This window comes from Methanosarcina vacuolata Z-761 (assembly GCF_000969905.1).
GTDB lineage: Archaea > Halobacteriota > Methanosarcinia > Methanosarcinales > Methanosarcinaceae > Methanosarcina > Methanosarcina vacuolata.
In genome coordinates this window covers 2188406-2206648 of record NZ_CP009520.1, presented here as the reverse complement: position 1 = coordinate 2206648, position 18243 = coordinate 2188406, and the positions used below count along the sequence as shown (strand labels likewise).

Sequence of the window (18243 nt, the reverse complement as noted above, 5' to 3'; positions counted from 1 at the left end):
TTTCGGGCTTGTTTCCGAAATTTTTGTTTCCGAAATTTTTGTTTCCGAAATTCTTGTTTCCGAAATTCTTGTTTCCAAAATTCTTGTTTCCGGATATTAGATCTTGCCTTTCTTTTTCATATAGAAACTGACAGCTGCAAGAACCAGAACGGCTCCGAGCACAATTGGAAGAACGCTTCCCTCCTGCCTCTGCACATTAAAAGTGAGGTGCTCGCTAATCTGGTGCTCGCCAAAATCATCCTCATACTCTACCAGCAGGGTCACATTCTGATCACCTGTCTTTTCAGGAGTGAATGTAAAAACTGCAGGAGCATCATCGTCTTTATCCAGCCGCCCGAGAAAAGCACCCGTACTCCCGCTGCCCTCAAGTCCTTCAAGCCTGGCTTTAACTGAGCGAGCTTCTCCTTCCCCAACATTTTCGAGCCTTAAAGTAAGGGATGCCTGCTGTCCTTTCACAGGAATCTCCGGGTCAAATTTCAGGCTTGAAATATCAATTTGCGCCCGATTAAGTACGTTAATTCCAATTTCCTGGACCTTTTCTATCTTGAAGGTCTCCGTATTATTCGAGGCTGTTATCCGCAGTGGAATCCTGTAAGGCTTCACATCGGCGTTGCTGCCCAGGAGAAGTTTGAAAGAAAGGTTTTCGGAACTGCCTGCACTCAGGTTCTCAAAGAAACGAACATTATCTTCCAGCGGGATTAAAGGTGACGAGTTGTTGAGGTTAAGCATTACCCTGACATTTTTTGCGTTTCCATTTCCCGCATTCTTAACTGTTGTCCTCAGGTAGAACTCCTGTCCAGGAACTATGGCTCCTGAAGAAGAATTTCCATCATTTACAGGAAGAATTTCAGTGCCGCTGAGTACAAGGTCGGGATTTCCTTCCACCCGAACAGGAATTCTTTTAGAAAAACTTGTTCCGCTCTTGTCTTTGATAGTAAACTCGATCTGATAGATCCCTGACTCAGCCTCTGGATCTACCCTCAAATAGAAGTTCAGTTCTACCTTGGAACGCTGCTGTATCTGTTCAATCCGGAAAGTTCGCTCCGTGTTCGTCCCGGAACCGTAAAGTTCTGACGTACTATACTTAAAAATGAAAGGATGAATTTCCTCAATTCCTACTATCACGTTCTCTGCAGGCTCGTCTCCGGCATTCTGAATATTGATCTTTATGAGCAGATCTTCACCCGGCCTGGCAGGATTGGGGTTGATTTCCGAGACCTCAACTCCAAGGTGAGTGTTTCCTGACACTACAACTGCAGAAGCCGGGCCTGTCAAAAAGACAGTTATCATCAATAAGGCAAGTACAAAACGAAGAGGCAATACCGAGCTTCTATCTGTTAGTGTTCTGTTTACCGATTTTTGATTTCCCGGTATTTTATCTACCACTCTTCGATTTCCCGGTGTTTTACTTACTGCTTTTCGATTTACAAATGTCTTACTTACTGCTCTTTTATCTTCCAATGTTTTGTCTACTGAATTGTCTACTGAACTTCGATCTCCCGATATTTTACTCATCAATTTTCGGTCTGCGGACATTTGATCTATTAACTTCTGCTTCTTTTTCCCGATGCAGGAACGCTTTTCTGGACAGGCGGGCTTCATATATAACAGTCCTTATGCCTAGTTTATAACGGTTACACTTTATTTGCAACCTATAATATGTTGTATTCCAAGCCTTTTCAAAAAAGGTTTGATCGAAAAGCTCCTGACAGCGGCGTGATCAACCGGCGCAACGGTTGCGTCTTAACGGTTGTGGCACAACCGTTCACACAAACCCTTTTCAATGGCTATAGTGGTGATGCAGGAGTATGTTATTGGCATCAATCAAAAGATGTGAGCGAACGTATCTAGCTTCCGAGACAGGATCGACTAGAACAGATTCCTCCAAAAAAAGCCGCTAATTATTGAATTAATAATTTCACAATAATCATTCTCCGTTAAGTTCTTTTATTCTCTTTGTCAATTGGTCTATTTCTTTTTCTTTATTAGTCATTATTGATTTCACACGAAGTTTTAGATCTCTTAAATCAGTTTCAGTATAACTAATTAATTTAGGCAAATCACCCTTAATGTTAGAGTCGTCTAAATACATATGTTCATTAAAAACACGCATCAATTCTTTTTCAAGATCGACCACTTCTGATTCTTTTGAAGAAATTCTTTGAGAAGTGATTTGAATCAATAGATACTCATTCAATGGATAATAAAAATAAGTAAGACTATTAATCAAATCAGTTCTCTTATGCAAGCATATAGACAACAACAAGGAGTGATTGGTTGCTTTTAGAGCCTTTTCTGCGGATTTCAACGCTAAAATAGCCACAATTAATGAGATAAATGCTAAAAGAACACCAAGCATGTCAGTAAAATTCATAAAAAAACCATTCCTAATTTGGAAGTCCCTAATAAAAAAATAAATTGATAGAGGAGTATAAGTCATAAGTTAGCTGAGATTCTTAATCACTTAAGTATCACTAACCATTTTTTTCCTTAACTCTTCATTTATCTCTTCAACATCTGTACTATACATAGCCTCTGTGTTTTGAGTTATTTTATTAAGACGTTCGCTGTCATCTGTGTTTGAATTAGTTACATCTGTTAATATCTCTTTAAGAACATCTTCAAGATTGACTGTAGATCCTGCATCTATGTGATGCGCAAGGACATAAATCTTTATTTCATGATTTTCTTCATCCAATACCATAGCATTAAAGGTTATATAATCATCTTTGACATTTATAGACGAGTTATCCACTTTAATATCATCAAGGTCATCAAATTTGTCCAAGAAGTCATAGGGTTCTTTAGCTCCTCCACTGATGGCTGTGGCAATTGTTTCTGTTACAAAATACATTTCAGCTTTGGATTTAAACCATGTCTCCCCCGTGACAGAAGGTGGCTTCTTATAGTTAACAGGTCTTCTGTCCAAATAAGATCCAAGCAAGCCGTCAGAATCTACTGATAAGGCATTATTTTTTCTTTCATAAGCAGCAGAATCGAGTTCGCTCTTATCATCCGATTTTTCCAAAGACTTTGGTGAAATGATCACAAATGCAGCAGATTGATCCGTTAGTAAATCTATCACTTTATCAGTGTGTGCTGCACCAATAATCATAACTATAGGTGCGTCTGGACTCTTTGAACATAGAGGGATAGCATTATTAACCATTGTATTACTGCGTGCTGATGCAGCTTGATAGAATGCTTTTAAATCTTCAAAGTCTGATTCAGTTTCCTCGTCAATTTCTGCTCCAGATGATGTTGCTTTTTCTTCAATTTCTTTTAAAATACCCAATTGGTCCTCTAAGGAGTTTGTTTGATTTGCTTCTAGAAACGTCTTGTATCGCTCGCTGGTCCAGGGATCTGCATTTATTACAAAATCTATGTATCCATTGTAGTCTTCTTGTTCAATTAGATTATTTGCCTGATCTATTTGCTCATTTGATAGCGAATTTTCTGCAATCGCTAATAAATAAAATAAAAATGAATTTGCCGCGTCTTCTGATATATCCACTTCATATTCCTTAGGATCTTCAATTCCAATTACCTCAACGTCTGGATAATAAAGGGCCATGAATTCTGCATTACTTATTTCGCCATCTCCTAGAAGTCCTACAGCAACATCTTCTTTTATAGGATCATCGGAAAGGCTATGAAACCATTCAACATCTAATGTTTCCCCTTGTTTGAGTCCTTCTAAGGCGATAATCCTAACACCATTGTTATATAGCCGATTAAGCATAATTGCGGTTTCAATCTGGACTGCCCTTGAATCATGAGTTTCCTCAAACACAATAATTCTTTTTGCAGACAAACCTTCTTTATATTCAGATACAATACCATAGTCACTAGAAATATTCTCTGCCAATGGGAGGAGGCTAACTGAATCTGTAGTTTCTTCCGTTGTTCCACCTGATCCCTTCTGTTTAGAATTTTCTAAACAACCACTTAACATGACAATTCCAAATATTAATAAAAGTACAGTTATCGTCATTTTTGTTTTTTTCGAGGTTTTAAACGCAGCTCTCATATGTGTACACCAAAAACAACTTTTTAATCTTTTAAAACAGTCTAAGTGTAACTAAAATATAAGCGTTTTCTTTAATTTTTTCATATAAATATAATTATATAGAGGTGCATTAGATACTTTTACTCTAAGAATTACAATAGAAATATGGCTCTTCACTGTTTTGTGTGTTGAAAATAGTTAGGCAAAAATAGAAACATCAAGCTTGAAAGTGATTTTCAATCAAAGGGTTTCCCATTTGGATTTGGTTATGGTATGAAATGCAAATAAATTATTATCATCTATGTGAATATCTATGAATTAATACAGGAGAATCGCTATGCATGATTTTGAAGTTGTGCATAAAACTTGAGAAAGTCGAAAAGAAGGGCATCTTGGAGAAGAAATTGAAAAAAGCGAAATCTCAACTACCTTGACATTGTCAGATTAACTTCTTTTTTCGGATTCTACTTACTTTTTTATCCCATCTGCCCCATGATTTTAAAAGATTTTTATTCATTTTCCCACTCTGCAAATCCTATCTCTCTTAATTGAGAGCCTTATCTACTATAAATTTACAACCAGTTCCAGCAAAAATATAGACTTACCAGTATCAATAGCGGGAATTCATCCTATTTCAATTAAAATATCAAAGATTATGATCCTTTTAACCTGCTATTCATCGCGTTCAGAGGATTATGATACTTCATAATTTCATTGACAGCAGAAATTGATACCTTTTTGTTCAACGTTCTGAATTTCATTTGATATGAGATAAAAAGAACATCTAATGGAAATAATCAAAGATGAGTTTGCAAGAATAGGGAAGTCATTATCATTTGCAAAGAAATGGATGGAAAATTTCCATCCTAAAATTAAAAGTGTATTTAATTGAGGCAAGAACTATAAAAGAAGGAATTTTAGGTTTTTGTCAGATAACAAAAAAATCGAACTTTCTAAAAAACAATAAGGCAACAAAAAGGTATTTATTCAAATAAGAAAGGGTTGATCGAAAATCTTGGGTTTCAGCAGGAAGTGGTCCGTTTGGATTATTTTGATACCTCTCTCGAACTCGAGGCTTCAGACTTAAGTTTCTCAAAATACTGCCTGGTCTCGGCCGTAACAACTTTTCGCAGAGCCAGCAGGGCAATAAGGTTTGGGATAGCCATGAGCCCATTTACTATATCGGCAAGTACCCAGATAATATCTATAGTCAGGAAAGCACCTGAGGCAACAATCAGGATGTAAATTATTTTGTAAGGGAGAATTCCTTTTACGCCAAAGAGATATTCCGCACATCGTTCACCATAGTAATTCCAACCCAGAATAGTTGTAAAGGCGAACAAAATGAGCCCGACTGTTACGATGTAATTTCCGGCCTCTGCAAGTATGGTGGAAAAAGCGTAGCTTGTCATGTAGGCACCTGCAAGGTTGCCTGTCCAGGAGTCCGTCGCGATCAGGACGATTCCGGTCATGAAACAGATAATGATGGTGTCAAAGAAAGTTCCTGTCATGGAAATAAGCCCCTGCCTGGCCGGTTCTTTTACCTTTGCAGCCGCAGCGGCTATTGGAGCACTTCCAAGGCCAGACTCGTTTGAGAATATTCCACGCGCAATTCCCATTCTTACTGCAAGCATCACCCCTGCACCAAGAAAACCTCCCCGTGCAGCAGTTCCTGTGAATGCAGTGTTTATTATCAAAGAAAGGATTTCAGGAATTTTCTCAAGGTTTAACCCAAGAATTATCAGGCAGCTCGATACATAACTTATTGCCATGAAAGGCACAAGCAGCTGGGCTACTGCTGCAATCCTCCTGATCCCGCCAAGCGTTACAAACGCCACAAGCAGGCTTATTACAAAAGCGCTCAGGTTTTCAGGGATATTAAAGGCAATCCTTGCCGAATCGACAATGGCATTCACCTGCGGAAATGTTCCTATTCCAAATAGGGCTACATTCATCCCAAAAAAAGCAAAAGCGTCTGCAAGAACGCGGCTGTACTTCATCTGCCCAAGCCCATTTTTGATATAATACATAGGCCCTCCTGACATCTGCCCTTTTGCGTCCACGACCCTGTATTTGACTGCAAGCAGGGACTCGGAATACATGGTTGCCATCCCAAAAAAGCCCGCAAGAAGCATCCAGAAAAGAGCGCCTGGACCTCCCATTTTTATTGCAGTTGCAACCCCAACTATATTCCCTGTCCCGATAGTTGAGGACAGTGCAGTGGTGAGAGCTCCAAAACTCGAAACGTCTCCCTGTACTCCAGTTTCGGCTTTTCTGGAATTAAGCACATACCTGAGAGCAAGAGGCAGCCTGAAGACCTGAATCATTCCGAGTTTCAAGGTAAGGAAAATCCCGGTCCCTACAAGTAAAACCAGAAGTGGTGGTCCCCAGATTAACTGATCTATTCCTGTAAGGATCTCAAGTACATTAACACCCGATAATTCCGTTAAAGCCAGCCCCCAGAAAGCAAAAAGATAGTTTAAGAAAAGGCATAGTCTTGAGATAATTTTAACTCAGTATTTGTTCCAGGCTGGTCTTAAACTTTGATGTTCAGGCACTTTCGCTGTAAAACTGAGTTTCGAGTTTAAAATATGTGGAAAAATATCCCCACAAGCAAAAGGTTACCTTCTCCCCCGTTAAACAGAGTAAATTTTTATACTAAGTAATCTTTTTATTTTTTAGGGGATTTAATATGATGCGTATCACAGCTTTAAATAGCATGTCTCTGGCAAAAGTCCTGAGTCTTATGTATCTCTGCTTTGCAATTGTATTTTCGCCGCTTATTCTTTTCATGGTAAGTATGGATGGGACAGGTCTTACTGAAGGTATATTCATAGCTGTATTCCTTATTGTTTTTTATGGGATTGCGGGAGCAATAGCGGGATTTCTTATTGGCACAATATATAATATTGTTGCAAAACAGGTTGGAGGCATCGAAATAGAGACTGAAACTATCTGATATGATAGAGAAACTCGTCAAAAAAATTCTTTTATTCTAAACTCTTTTTTTTCCGGTTTTTCTTTTTTAGATTATTCAATGAGTCCCCAATTTCTGAATTTTTATTCTTTTTTAATCCCGGAAAAAAGCCGAAAGTTTCATCTGCTCGATGTTCTGGATTGATTTACTTTGACCTTCCTGATTTTGTTGTTTCTTAGATTTTACTATTTCTCCAAGCTCAAGTCCGGGCTCAAAAACAGGCTCAAGAATGTTATCAAAAAAAGCGGCTTCATCTTCTGGACTTAGCGAATCTCTATAATACTCTGTTGTTTTTTCCTGCCAGTTTTCCGAAAGCAGCAAGAACTTCATCCCTCTTTTTTGCTCATTCCATTCCCACACTCCAGCCTGGTAAAAAATAGCTCCTAACTGGCTTGAAAGTTGAGCATAAGAGACTTCGGGACGGAGTTTATAAAGGGATTTCCCGATGCCGTCCTTTTCCGTGCCCATGCACAGTTTTGCAGCATTGTTTGCAAGGGTCTTCCATTCCCTATCCTCCATGAATTCACAGAGCCTGTCAAGATGGCGGCAGCTAATCTTATCGATTCGGGGAAAACGATTCTTTCTGAACTTCCTTTTTATGAAAAGGTTTCCTCGACTGTCTATCCGCCAGGAAAAGACCTTCTGCTTTGTCCCAAGGGTTTTTGATCGAGACCAGGAAGCAGCCATTGGGAATAAATTGGATTTTAAATATAAAAAATTGTTTCTTGTAATCTCCCTGCAGTGCCTTCAAATCTGAAGGTTAAACCATAAATTATTTTATGCAGCTTTCAGTAATTTTGAATTCCCTTTGAAAATTATTTAAGTTTCTTTGTTAGAGTCCCAAAATTAAGAGGTACAGGCATTTATGTAGCTTCTGATAATAATCCAGAGGACAAGCCAACCAATGGCTGAAATTAAATCTTTTTTTAACTGTAGTTCCATGTACTTATTTAACCGACTTATCTTATTTAAATTTTTGTAGATGTTTGAAAATTGATTCATCTATTATTAATTCCCACAGGGAAACTTCCCTTCTCACAAACCAGAATAAAACGGGACGGACTAACCATCAGTTGTCCTGCACGTCTTCTTCACAAAAATCGTCATCCTGTTCCGCGATATCATCAACCAGATTAGAGATATAATACTGTAAATTGTCCCCTATTACGTAAGGGCTATTTTCCGATTTCCGGTATAGTTTATGAAGCCTATCTCTGAAGTACGGGTAAAAATTTTGCCCTTCTTCAGTCCTGGCCAGCTCACAAAACTTTTCCATCATATCAGATCCACCAACGTAAGATGCTTCGTCAATGCCTGAAAATTCATGAATATACTTCATAATGTTTTCCACAAGTGTAAGAGCCAGATCCATTATCCCTTTTATGTTTCCGGAAGCCTCTGAATAGTCGTTGATAGCCTGTTTTGCTACCAAATATTGGGGCCTACTGGCTGCCCCCCGTGGGGTATAATATGCATTTATAACCTTTTTCCGGTATGCCTCAAGAATTTTGCTCTCGTCTTCTGTTTTTGCATACCTGGCAGTGATGTACCTGCGGTTGTCAGCGGATTTTTTGTACAAATCGTGCAGCAGGTTGATAAGTTCTTTCTGGTCTGATTCTTGTAACGATTTCTTCAATTCAGACCATTTTATAGTTGCTTCTTCTGCCATTAAAACTCACCTGAGTTTTTTGATTCACGAGTCACTTTGCTCTTCCTCAAAGAAATCTTTAATATCTGATACGAGGTCGTAAATTGCCTCCTCAAAACCCCATCCGACATTTTCCAGACCCACATCGACCTTAAGCAGTCTTTCCCTGAAAAAATGATAGTATTTCTGTCCTTCCTCAGTTATTAATTGTTCACAAAACCTCTCCAGCATCCCTTCAATGTTGTCATAGAATTCATCGTCTATGACTCCATAAACACGGGCAAATTGAACCCCTCCTTCAACGTATGTAAGCATCAGGTCCAGAGTCCCCATAAGGTCTCCCGAAGAATTTGAATAATCACTGATAGCTCTTTCTGCTGTAGAGTAACGGATTTTTCCTGATACATTCTCCGTTGAAAACTCTTCTTTAATGATTTCCCGATACTGCTCCAGCATCTTATTCATTTTCGTCTTTATGCTCTCCCCAAGGTATCTGGAATTTATGAGCATGCGGTCTCCAACCGAATGTCCATAAAGTTCACGAATAAGATCGATGAGTTCTGTTTTTTCGGCTTTCTGCAGGATTTTCTTCACCTGTGCCCATTTTACAGAATCTGCTTTTTCCATGAAAACCCACCTCCATTTTTTGTGTTATGAATCACTTTGCGCGTCTTCAAAAAAAATTTCAATTTCTTTCACACGCAGTTTTATTCCGTCTCCAAATCCCCATGCCATTCCTTTTGTTTTCCTGCGGATCTTCAAAAGCCTTTCCCTGAAACCGGCATAAAGGGTTTTGCCTTCAGGTGTTTCTAACCTGGTGCAGAACTCTTCAAAGGCGCTGTATATCTCTTGATAAAACTCCTCGTCTATATCCCCGTATTTACAGGTAAATTCCACCCCATTTTCGACGTAAAAAAGCATTAACTCCATTGTCCCTGCAAAATCCCCTGAAGCCTTTGAATAGTCGCTAATTGCTTTTTTTGCAACCGAGTACCTGAGCGTCCCATGCCATTTTTCCGGAAAAAACTCATTTTTTATTACTTCCCTGTAAGCTTCCAGAATTCCGGGCTCGGCATTTGTATTTATGGATCTGGCAAGCAGATACCTTCTATTTTCCTCAGAATACCTGTAAAGATCCCGAATAATATTAATAAGTTCTTTTCTATCTGTGTTTTGTAGGGCCTTTTTTAAGTCAAACCACCCTAAATCCAGATCTTTTTTCATTTTACAGCCCCATAAAGTAAAAGTGTAACTATTCAGGCCAGAATCTATTTATCGTTATCGATTTTGATGAAATCGGCATGTCTGAATTCTGACCAGTGAGAATTGAAAAAACGCAACCGATAGCCAACAATTAAATAAAATACATTTTCTGAAATTTGCCAATTGAATTCTGTTAAATCAGGCTAATGATGTTGTTTTTCCTAGGCTAAGTAGTTACAATAATTCTAGAACTAAAATCCCTGTAAAGAAGTAGCAAACCTATAAAACTCAACCGTTTCAAGAGGACAAAAATATTCCAGGCGCATACGACACTACACCTGCAAAAAAGCAAGAATTGTGGACTCAATATGGACTTTAAAGGAACTGCTGACATTCAGGTGCTTTAAAACATTAATCAAATAAAGATGGACCATTCAGTTTTTTAATTCCCTGAAAATTCATTTTTCTCCAGAACCAGGCTTTTAACCCTTGCAAGAGCAGTTTCAGCATTTGCCTCAAGACCCTTGCTTTTCCAGAGATCAGCCGCGATTTTGAAAGCATTTTCTGCTCCTTTCGGGTTTCCAAGCTTCAGGAAAACCCTGCCTTTTTCATACCAGGCTTCAGGAAAGTCTGGTTTCTTCCGGGTTGCCATTTCAAAAGCGTGCAGGGCTTCTTTTTCAGAGCCGGTTTCAAAAAGTACTTTTCCTCTGAGGTGCCAGGCCTCTGCATTCTCAAGTTTCTCCTCAAGGGCTTTTCCAAAAGCTTTTCTGGATTCCTCAATTTCTCCAAGCTTTAAATGCAATTTGCCTTTCTCGAACCAGATGCCTGCATCATCAGGATTTATTTCCAGGATTTTTTCAAATTCCTTCAGCTTCTCTTCGCACTTATGCACCCTAACAAGCGCAGTTTCCTTCCCATCCCAGGCATTTTTCTGCACCGGGTTCAGGGAAATAGACCTCTCAAAAGCTTCAAGTGCCTGCCTGAGATGCTCAAGCTTTAGCAGCGCAAACCCGGTATTGGTCCAGAGCCCTGGATGATCCGGTTTTATCCTGGAGGCACTTTCAAACGTTTCAAGGGCCTCTTCATAGCGTTTAAGTTTTAACAGGGTATTTCCCTTATGAAAAAGAGCTGGAAAATGCCTGGGGTTTTCAGAAAGTACCGTATCGAAAGCCTCAAGTGCAAGCCTGAGCCTGCCCTGCCTGTAAAGAATTACTCCTTCCTCATAGAAGCTCTCTGCACTTTTCGGGTTACTTTCTTCCGGACCCTCGCCTTCAGGATAGCTTTTTCGAAGTCCGGTTTCTGAAAGGTATCTGAAATCCGGAGATGTTTCCGAGCCAGGCCTTGAATCGAGGTATATGAATTCTTCTTTTGGCACAAAAGACTTGCAAATCCATCCAGATTCAACTTTCCGGTTTGTAACAACGCAGTATCCGTTAACGCGCCTGGAACATACCTCACAGCAGTAGATTCTCCTTTCCAGTCGGTACCGGATCTGGTCAAGCTCAGTTGTAACCAACCCCTCATTCAGCCGTGCTTTGAAAGTCTCGTACGGGATGTTTTTAATTTTGATATAGACTGTTGAAGGGGCAGGTGGGTCCCATTCCGGAGGGTTTGAGGTCGGTTTTTTGCAAATCATAGTTTTGGCAGGGTTTTTTCTTGCAGAGTTTTTTCTTTTTACCGGAAATTTTTCGTTTTTTGGAAGTTTTTGTACTGAAAATATTTCATTCTTTATTGGAAACTACGTATTGAAATCAAATGCTTATCTCAGTTTACAGATTTAATCGTAGATTAACTCTTTTATTATGTCCCATTCTCAGAGGAGTCAGTCCCTGAGGTTGAATCATTGAGTTTTGTCTCATTATCCGTTGAGGGCTGTTCTTGCGTTGAAGTTGACGTACTAGAGTTAGAAGCCGTTTGTTGAGAAGAAGACGCGGAGGACTCCTTTACAAGTACGACTTTAGTAACCACCGTGCTTCCAACCTCATTTGTGGCTGTCAGGGTATAAGTTGTGGTTTCACTGGGGGATATGCTTTGGCTGCCAGTTAAACCTACGGTTCCTATTCCAGGTTTGATAGAAACTTTCGAAGCCCCAGAAACGCTCCAGACAAGCTTTGAGCTCTCCCCTTCCTCGATAGTATCAGGATTCGCATTAAACGAACCGATAGATGGAAGGCTTTCTTTAGATGTTTGACTCTCCTTAAGTGCCGAATTATTTTGTGATGCTTGATTATCTTCCGATGACTGGCTTTCCTGCGATGCCTGAGTATCCTGGGAAGCCTGAGTATCTTCCGATGTCGGATTTTCCTTAGTCGATGAACTCTCCTGAGATGTCAGGCTTTCTTCCGAAGACTGAATATTTGATGTGGAAGCGTTTTCGGAGGATGCAGCATTTTCCTCAACTGCAACAGTACAGTAAGCTTCGTCTTCTTTCTCGCCATTTGAAGCTGTAAGTTTGTATGTCGTAGTACCGGCAGGAGACACATTAAATGTTCCTGTGGGCTCTGTAACTCCCATATCAGGCTCGATAGTAACATTCGAGACCCCGGAAACGTGCCAGTTGAGAACTGCACTCTCGCCTGGTGTGATGGAATCAGGACTTGCATCAAATGAGCTGATAAGAAAAGGCTCTTGAGATTCATTAGATTCATTATTGACCGTAACCGTGCAGAGCGCAACTTTTTCATTTCTTCTACCAGTCGCTATCAATTTATAGGTTGTAGTCTCTGAAGGGGATACAGAAATGGATCCATTTGAACTTACAGGTCCTATACCAGGCTCTATTGTAATATTATCAGCTCCAGAAACGTCCCAGTTCAAAACAGAAGATCCTCCAGGTACGATAATTTCCGGGCCGGCATCAAAATTGCTAATTCCGACCGCCGCCGCAGGAAAAAGAGCTTTTAGAGCTATAGCTATACTCAGGATGGTACCTAATAATTTTAAAAATTCTGGCAATGAGTTCCACATTGACTTAATTTTTTCCCCAATTGAATTATTACTATCCTCTTTATCCATAATTAGACTCCGTACAACCTATAAATTAAAACAAACAACCATGTTTAGCAGGTTGAAAAACAATATTTTTCAGGAAAGGTAACCTGAAATATAAGTTACACATTCGATTCTTTTTTGCATCGCAATTAGAATATATCTCATAGTTTAATAATATATATATTTATTAATTTGGGGATATATTTTCAAAAAGTTAGAAGAAAGGATAAAACTTAAGGATTAAAGCTAAGGGTTCAACTTAAGAGTTCAACTTCAGAATTTTTCAATTTACCGTCAAATTGGATCAATGTTATAATCTTCAAGAGCGTCATAGAAATCAGATTTTTAATCGGAATTATTGTCTGGATAGCGCAGATTTACGATGCTTATGGTGCATGAAAAACAGGTTAAGAAACTTTTATAATAGATGCTTAATTCCTTTTTGGAATGCTTAATTCCTTTTTGAGCTGTTTAATTCATTTTTTAGATGTCTAATTCCTTTTTGAGTTGTTTAATTACTTTTTGAGCTGTTTAATTACTTTTGAAAGGTATATTTTTTAGAGGGGGACTATTTAAAAAGAAAAGATTTTTATATTAAAGGGAAAGGTCTTTTTATGTAAACTATTTATATACACCCTCTTATTAAGTACTTAAAGAAGGTAAGTTCTATGAACTATTGCAGAACACACGGAATTCCAGCCTTATTTTCTTTTTTCTTCCCTGGCCTGGGTCAGCTTGTAAAGGGACATCTTTTCAAGGCACTGGGCATCTGGATAGCCTTCATTATCACAGGGACGATGCATATTTTCGGGGCTGGATTTTTATTATGGCCGATTATATGGGTATGGCAGCTCTATGACGCCTACAACGCCTGAATTAAAGTAGACTTGAGAGCAATCCCGAAAAGGTAATCTGAAAAGGATATAATCTGAAAAGAATAAAACGAGTGTATAGTAAGCTAAGTTACTTAGCTATACATCAAACTTTTTTAAAACTCAGGGGCATGTAATTCTATTTTTTCAATTATTCTCTATGAGTCAGCTTCATCTGGTTGAGTCTAATCTATCTCTTTATTTTACGATTAATATTTATAAATATCCATTAATATCTATTAAATTGATAAAACTCAAAAATGAGAACGGCATCATTAAACTGATCTCATATTCGTTAATAACTAATTTTCAAATGAATTAATACCTGCGTACCATTTCCGCCTGCCATTCTGTTTCCGGCCAGCCTCTAAATCCTCTCAACTTGTTTATATCGTCCAGATAATTTATCACTTCATCAGCCTGAAAACCAAGATCTTTGAGCACACAACCAAGAACGGTTCCAGTTCTGCCTATACCTCCCATGCAATGGACAACAATGCCTTTTCCTGCGTCTATTTCTTTTAATATTACATTAGTTGCCCTTCTTACGAGCCATTCCAGTGTATCAGGGTCATATGGAAAATTGCCATGATGAAGGTCTTCTAATTCTGCAGAAAAAAGGACCTTGAGAGGATAGGGGTTATAAGATACTTCGGAATCACAGAGACATACAACGCTTGAGAAACCTGCATTTCTAATTTTCTTCCAGGGCGTGTACATTCCGGGATAAGACATGCCAGCCAGAGGTACAGGTTCCTTAAGAACTACATAAAAATTCATTGGGATTCGGATGCCTTCTATTTCAGGCATCGCCAGAGGACTCAATAAAGAAGATGCCATGCTATAAGAGTATGGAGTTAGAAGATATAAACTTCATTTAAGGACAGAACATTTGAGGTATAAGTGTAACAGTCAAGGAATTTACCCAATATAAAATAATTAATGAGGTTTCTAAACAAGAAGCCGATGTAGAAAAATAAGCTTGTACGGAAAAGTAAGCTTCTACAGAAAAGTAAGCTTCTGTAGAAAAAGAAAAATAACCCCCACTTTTACCCACTACTGTTTTTCACTTTTCATCGTTTTTCAATTTAAGGCATTCACTTCCCTTATGCGACTTTGACATAGTCAAATACGGATTTAGTGCCACAGTAGGTATTGTTTTTCTCTGTTAAAGTAACTGTATATTGTCCTGAGCTGTTGTACGTGTGCACAGGATTCTCTTCTGTCGAATTCGTCCCATCTCCAAAGTCCCAGTTCCATGATGTGGGCGATACTGTACTATTATCAGTGAAAGCGACTTTCAGTGGCGCATTTCCTGAAGTTGGAGTTGCGGAAAAATCAACTTTCTGAAGGTTCGAGTCAAGAGAATCCATGCGTAAATCGTCATTCAGAAGGTCATTGAACCAATCATCTGAATTAATGTCATTATTGAAGTCCTTGTTTATGAACCCGTTGAACCATTTGTCCCATATTGTCCTGTCATTTGAGATAAAAGGTCTCAAATTATTTATTTCACTGGAAAGAAATGGAACATCCGACAGCCACTGATTAGCCTCATTTGAGACTATCTGAACATTTCTGGAAGTCGAGACGTTGGAAGCATAAATATTTACACTATCTACACTACCATTATCAGTGCTGTTGTCATAATGCCATACGACTTTGCTGCTGTAGACAATAGGAGAGGACTGCGAGGACGACTCATTGATTACTGTCCCATTGCTTGTCATAACCTGAGTCTGAGTAACAATTACCGGACCATTCTGGTCACTCGACGCCGATGAAATGGATAAAGCAGAAACTGAAAAGGATAAAATAAGGGCTGTTGAAGCTAAAAGTACATACAACTTTTCCCTATTTTTCATTTTTTATTGCCTTCTTTATATTTCATTTATCCTTGTTTAATTGTTTTTCATGGGACTTACATGGCTGTTGAGGGAAAAATCAAAGCATTAGACTTCTAATTGTCTTGACTACAAGAATATGAAAAATTCGTTCGTGTTTGATTATACCCCCTCAAACGTGTAAGTCCTGTAACACTAATTTCTCTTTATTTATATTTATTTCCTGGCCGTCGGTTGTACATTGATGATAAAAAGCGTGCTGAAAGGCACAGATATAATTCATAGAATAAATTTATCAAAATCTGCCGATTTGTAGAAAAAACAAGAAAAAGTGAATTGAGAAGTTAGAAAAAGTAGGTGTAGACTTCACAAGCCGCAAAAAAATCTGAGAATTATGAGTTACGAAAGGAATCTTGGAAAGGAACAAAGTATGGCATATGTTACTGTCAAAAGTGTTTTATCTCATCTCGAAATTTTGGTTTAATGAAGAAACTCAATTAGTATTTATACAATCAGTCTAACTTATTAAAAGCATAAATTAATAAAATAATGTGAGAATTAATGATGGGAAAGCTAGTGAAAGGCAAAAAAGAAAGTGAAAAAAATATTAGTGGAATAGTGGAGAAGGATAAAGTCCAAGAAGAAGTTATCTTTCAAGAAAAACCTCAAATATGTCTCATAGATATTGAGGATAAAATTAAGGAGAATTTAACGAAAAAGGGGCTTAATGTCGAATCTGGAACGTTGGGTAAAGCAATTAAAGTTTCGAATGAAGATAATTATAATTCCAATAGTCATAAGTGCCTCTCAAATTTATCTTTTCCTCCGAATCTTCATGAGTATGAAATTATTGTACTAGATCTGGAAAATAAGGAAGTAATTCCATATAATGTAGGCCATCATTCTAAAAAGTATATTCAAGGATTTTCAGATGGCTTTTTTCTTAGTCAATACCCAGAAAATTTGTTTGATCCAAGACCTTACGGTTCTTATGTATTGAGGTGTGAAATTGCTAAGAATAATGGCCATCAATTTATTTTAATTATTTTTGCTAGTGCTTACGTAAAAAAAGAATATCAGTTTGCCACATACACAAGCTCTGGAACTCATTTGGAAGAAGTGCAAACGTATTATAACTATGATTTTTGTTCTAAAATACCCTATGCAACTAATAAATTTGGGTAACTATTCAGGGTATAGCTAGCGGCGCTCCTTTGAGCGCCGCGAGAATACCCTCTAAAACAGGTAAACCATTCTTTCTTATTGTGGAAATATATGCTCTAATTCTGCAGAAAGCTTCCGCTCCCCGTGTAGTTCTGAAAGTTCCTGATATTTTCTGCTGTAGTTTCATCATCCTGACATCTCTTTCTGCTTGATTATTCTCAAACGGAACTTTCAAGTCTTTCAGGAATCTCAGAATCTTTTCTTTATGTTCTATAAACCTATCAAGCAGATTCCTTGCTTTGGTTTTTGGATACATACCACGTTTTCCTTGTCTTTCAGGATTTAGAGAAGGTGGATTTTCTTCAATTCCTTTCGCGACTACAGTATCGAACCTTTTTTCTAATGCCTTAACTTGTTCAAAATCCAGATATTTGCCCTGCTCTTTGCACTCATCAGTATACTTTTTCATTTCAGATAACAGCTCATTCATATCTTTAGCCCATTGCTGTTTATAACTCTCCTCAATTCCAATAAGTTCTCTTTGGAGATGGGCATTGCAAAGAGCATGATCACAATTATAACCGTTGTAAGGTTTCCATCCATCATGAACTGCTACCCATTTAAACTCTGGAAGAATTCCCATAGCATCAATAGCTTCTGATCCTCTTTTCGGATGAGCAAAATAACAAGTGTATTTGTCAGTAGAAGCTACATGAAGCCAATGTCTTTTTCCGTGAACTTTCATTCCAGTTTCATCACAATGGATAACAGGAGAAGAGAGTAACTTTTCTCGAATTACGTTTTCAAATTCTTCAAGGTTCTGGAAACATTCTCTTTCTGCTTCAATAATGGTAGCAGAACTGATTTTTATCCCCATTACATCATGAAACAATTCAGAAATCCTTTTATAAGGAATGAAATGGTGATTTTTAAAGTAAATTGCTGAAGCTACGATATTAGGACCATATTGAACTGGGGAATTTACTGATTCTGGAAATTCAGCTTTATTTAACCTTCCACAGCAAGGACAGATCTTAATCTGACTTTGATGTTCTGTAACAATAAGATTTACAGGCGGAATATCAAAAACCTGTCTTACCTCATAAGCTTCAACTTCAACATCCTCAAGATTCTGGCCGCATTCTTCGCAACAGTTCAAAGAATGCTCTATTACCTAATCAGGATTATCTACCATTTCGAGAGTTGTTCCTGGATGACCTTCTTGACCTCCAGGTTTCTTGCCACTCTGTTTACGGAGACTTTTTGGATTAGGTTTTCCTTTGGAAATATAGTCACTAGAAGGAGGTTTACTGCTGTTTCGGCTGTTTTGATTTAAGCGAAATTCTAAAACTTGCAATCTTTCAGTGAGGTCTTTAATTTGAGATTCAAGACTTATAATATAAGCAATAACTTCAGGGTTTGAAGCACACAAAGCAAGAATCTCTTCACGTTTCATCAAGGAAGAAAATGGTTCATTTTATATCCAATTTTTCCTCGGAACGAGGAAAAATTGTGTAGCCTTAACAAGGCTACCT

General features: G+C 38.2%; 15 protein-coding genes and 2 pseudogenes. 4 read left to right on the top strand and 13 right to left on the bottom strand.

From position 1 onward, the window contains the following. Positions 1-96: 96 nt before the first annotated feature. From MSVAZ_RS09210 to MSVAZ_RS09200, 3 genes are all read right to left on the bottom strand, one after another. A complete protein-coding gene (locus MSVAZ_RS09210) occupies positions 97-1602 on the bottom strand; it encodes a COG1361 S-layer family protein (RefSeq protein WP_157206059.1) in 1506 nt (501 codons plus the stop codon). A 325-nt stretch (positions 1603-1927) separates the two neighbouring features. After that, complete coding sequence (locus tag MSVAZ_RS09205; RefSeq protein ID WP_048120417.1) at positions 1928-2374, bottom strand: hypothetical protein; 447 nt, start codon at positions 2372-2374, stop codon at positions 1928-1930. 90 nt (positions 2375-2464) lie between these two features. Then, positions 2465-4030: a hypothetical protein gene (locus MSVAZ_RS09200; protein ID WP_048120414.1), complete on the bottom strand. Its 1566-nt coding sequence runs from the start codon at positions 4028-4030 to the stop codon at positions 2465-2467. Between the two features lie 754 nt (positions 4031-4784). On the opposite strand from MSVAZ_RS09200, the pseudogene MSVAZ_RS21225 reads away from it, so the two are divergent. Continuing rightward, positions 4785-4901, top strand: a pseudogene (locus MSVAZ_RS21225) (IS630-like element ISMba10 family transposase); the annotation flags it as partial. Positions 4902-5055: 154 nt separating this feature from the next. On the opposite strand, the gene MSVAZ_RS09195 reads toward MSVAZ_RS21225, so the two are convergent. Continuing rightward, positions 5056-6465 carry an alanine/glycine:cation symporter family protein gene (locus tag MSVAZ_RS09195; RefSeq protein WP_048120412.1) on the bottom strand — a complete coding sequence of 470 codons (1410 nt, stop codon included), beginning with the start codon at positions 6463-6465 and terminating at the stop codon, positions 5056-5058. Between the two features lie 236 nt (positions 6466-6701). Between MSVAZ_RS09195 and MSVAZ_RS09190 the strand changes: the two genes are divergently transcribed. Further along, positions 6702-6968: a hypothetical protein gene (locus tag MSVAZ_RS09190; protein ID WP_048120409.1), complete on the top strand. Its 267-nt coding sequence runs from the start codon at positions 6702-6704 to the stop codon at positions 6966-6968. A 111-nt stretch (positions 6969-7079) separates the two neighbouring features. Here the strand turns inward: MSVAZ_RS09190 and MSVAZ_RS09185 are convergent, their stop codons facing one another. The 6 genes from MSVAZ_RS09185 to MSVAZ_RS09160 all read right to left on the bottom strand — a co-directional run bounded on the left by MSVAZ_RS09185 (position 7080) and on the right by MSVAZ_RS09160 (position 12852). After that, positions 7080-7673 carry a hypothetical protein gene (locus tag MSVAZ_RS09185; protein WP_048120406.1) on the bottom strand — a complete coding sequence of 198 codons (594 nt, stop codon included), beginning with the start codon at positions 7671-7673 and terminating at the stop codon, positions 7080-7082. A 382-nt stretch (positions 7674-8055) separates the two neighbouring features. Next, on the bottom strand, positions 8056-8655 hold the full coding sequence (locus MSVAZ_RS09180; protein WP_048120404.1) for a hypothetical protein: 600 nt from the start codon (positions 8653-8655) through the stop codon (positions 8056-8058). Positions 8656-8679: 24 nt separating this feature from the next. Then, positions 8680-9261, bottom strand: a complete 582-nt coding sequence (locus MSVAZ_RS09175) for a hypothetical protein (protein ID WP_048120401.1) — start codon at positions 9259-9261, stop codon at positions 8680-8682. Positions 9262-9285: 24 nt separating this feature from the next. Further along, entirely contained in the window at positions 9286-9858 is a 573-nt protein-coding gene (locus MSVAZ_RS09170) for a DUF6155 family protein (protein WP_048120399.1), read from the bottom strand. Positions 9859-10279: 421 nt separating this feature from the next. Beyond that, positions 10280-11473: a tetratricopeptide repeat protein gene (locus MSVAZ_RS09165; RefSeq protein WP_048120397.1), complete on the bottom strand. Its 1194-nt coding sequence runs from the start codon at positions 11471-11473 to the stop codon at positions 10280-10282. Positions 11474-11637: 164 nt separating this feature from the next. Continuing rightward, complete coding sequence (locus tag MSVAZ_RS09160) at positions 11638-12852, bottom strand: hypothetical protein (RefSeq protein WP_048120395.1); 1215 nt, start codon at positions 12850-12852, stop codon at positions 11638-11640. Positions 12853-13496: 644 nt separating this feature from the next. Between MSVAZ_RS09160 and MSVAZ_RS09155 the strand changes: the two genes are divergently transcribed. Then, on the top strand, positions 13497-13703 hold the full coding sequence (locus MSVAZ_RS09155; protein ID WP_011307989.1) for a hypothetical protein: 207 nt from the start codon (positions 13497-13499) through the stop codon (positions 13701-13703). Positions 13704-14018: 315 nt separating this feature from the next. On the opposite strand, the gene MSVAZ_RS09150 is transcribed toward MSVAZ_RS09155, so the two are convergent. Further along, positions 14019-14540, bottom strand: a complete 522-nt coding sequence (locus tag MSVAZ_RS09150; RefSeq protein ID WP_048120393.1) for a protein-tyrosine phosphatase family protein — start codon at positions 14538-14540, stop codon at positions 14019-14021. A gap of 266 nt (positions 14541-14806) precedes the next feature. After that, positions 14807-15565, bottom strand: coding sequence for a PKD domain-containing protein (locus MSVAZ_RS09145; RefSeq protein WP_048120391.1), 759 nt, complete (start codon positions 15563-15565; stop codon positions 14807-14809). Between the two features lie 540 nt (positions 15566-16105). On the opposite strand from MSVAZ_RS09145, the gene MSVAZ_RS09140 reads away from it, so the two are divergent. Further along, complete coding sequence (locus tag MSVAZ_RS09140) at positions 16106-16729, top strand: hypothetical protein (protein ID WP_048120389.1); 624 nt, start codon at positions 16106-16108, stop codon at positions 16727-16729. A gap of 4 nt (positions 16730-16733) precedes the next feature. Here MSVAZ_RS09140 and tnpC read toward each other — a convergent pair. After that, positions 16734-18167, bottom strand: a pseudogene (gene tnpC / locus MSVAZ_RS09135) (IS66 family transposase). Between the last annotated feature and the right edge of the window lie 76 nt (positions 18168-18243).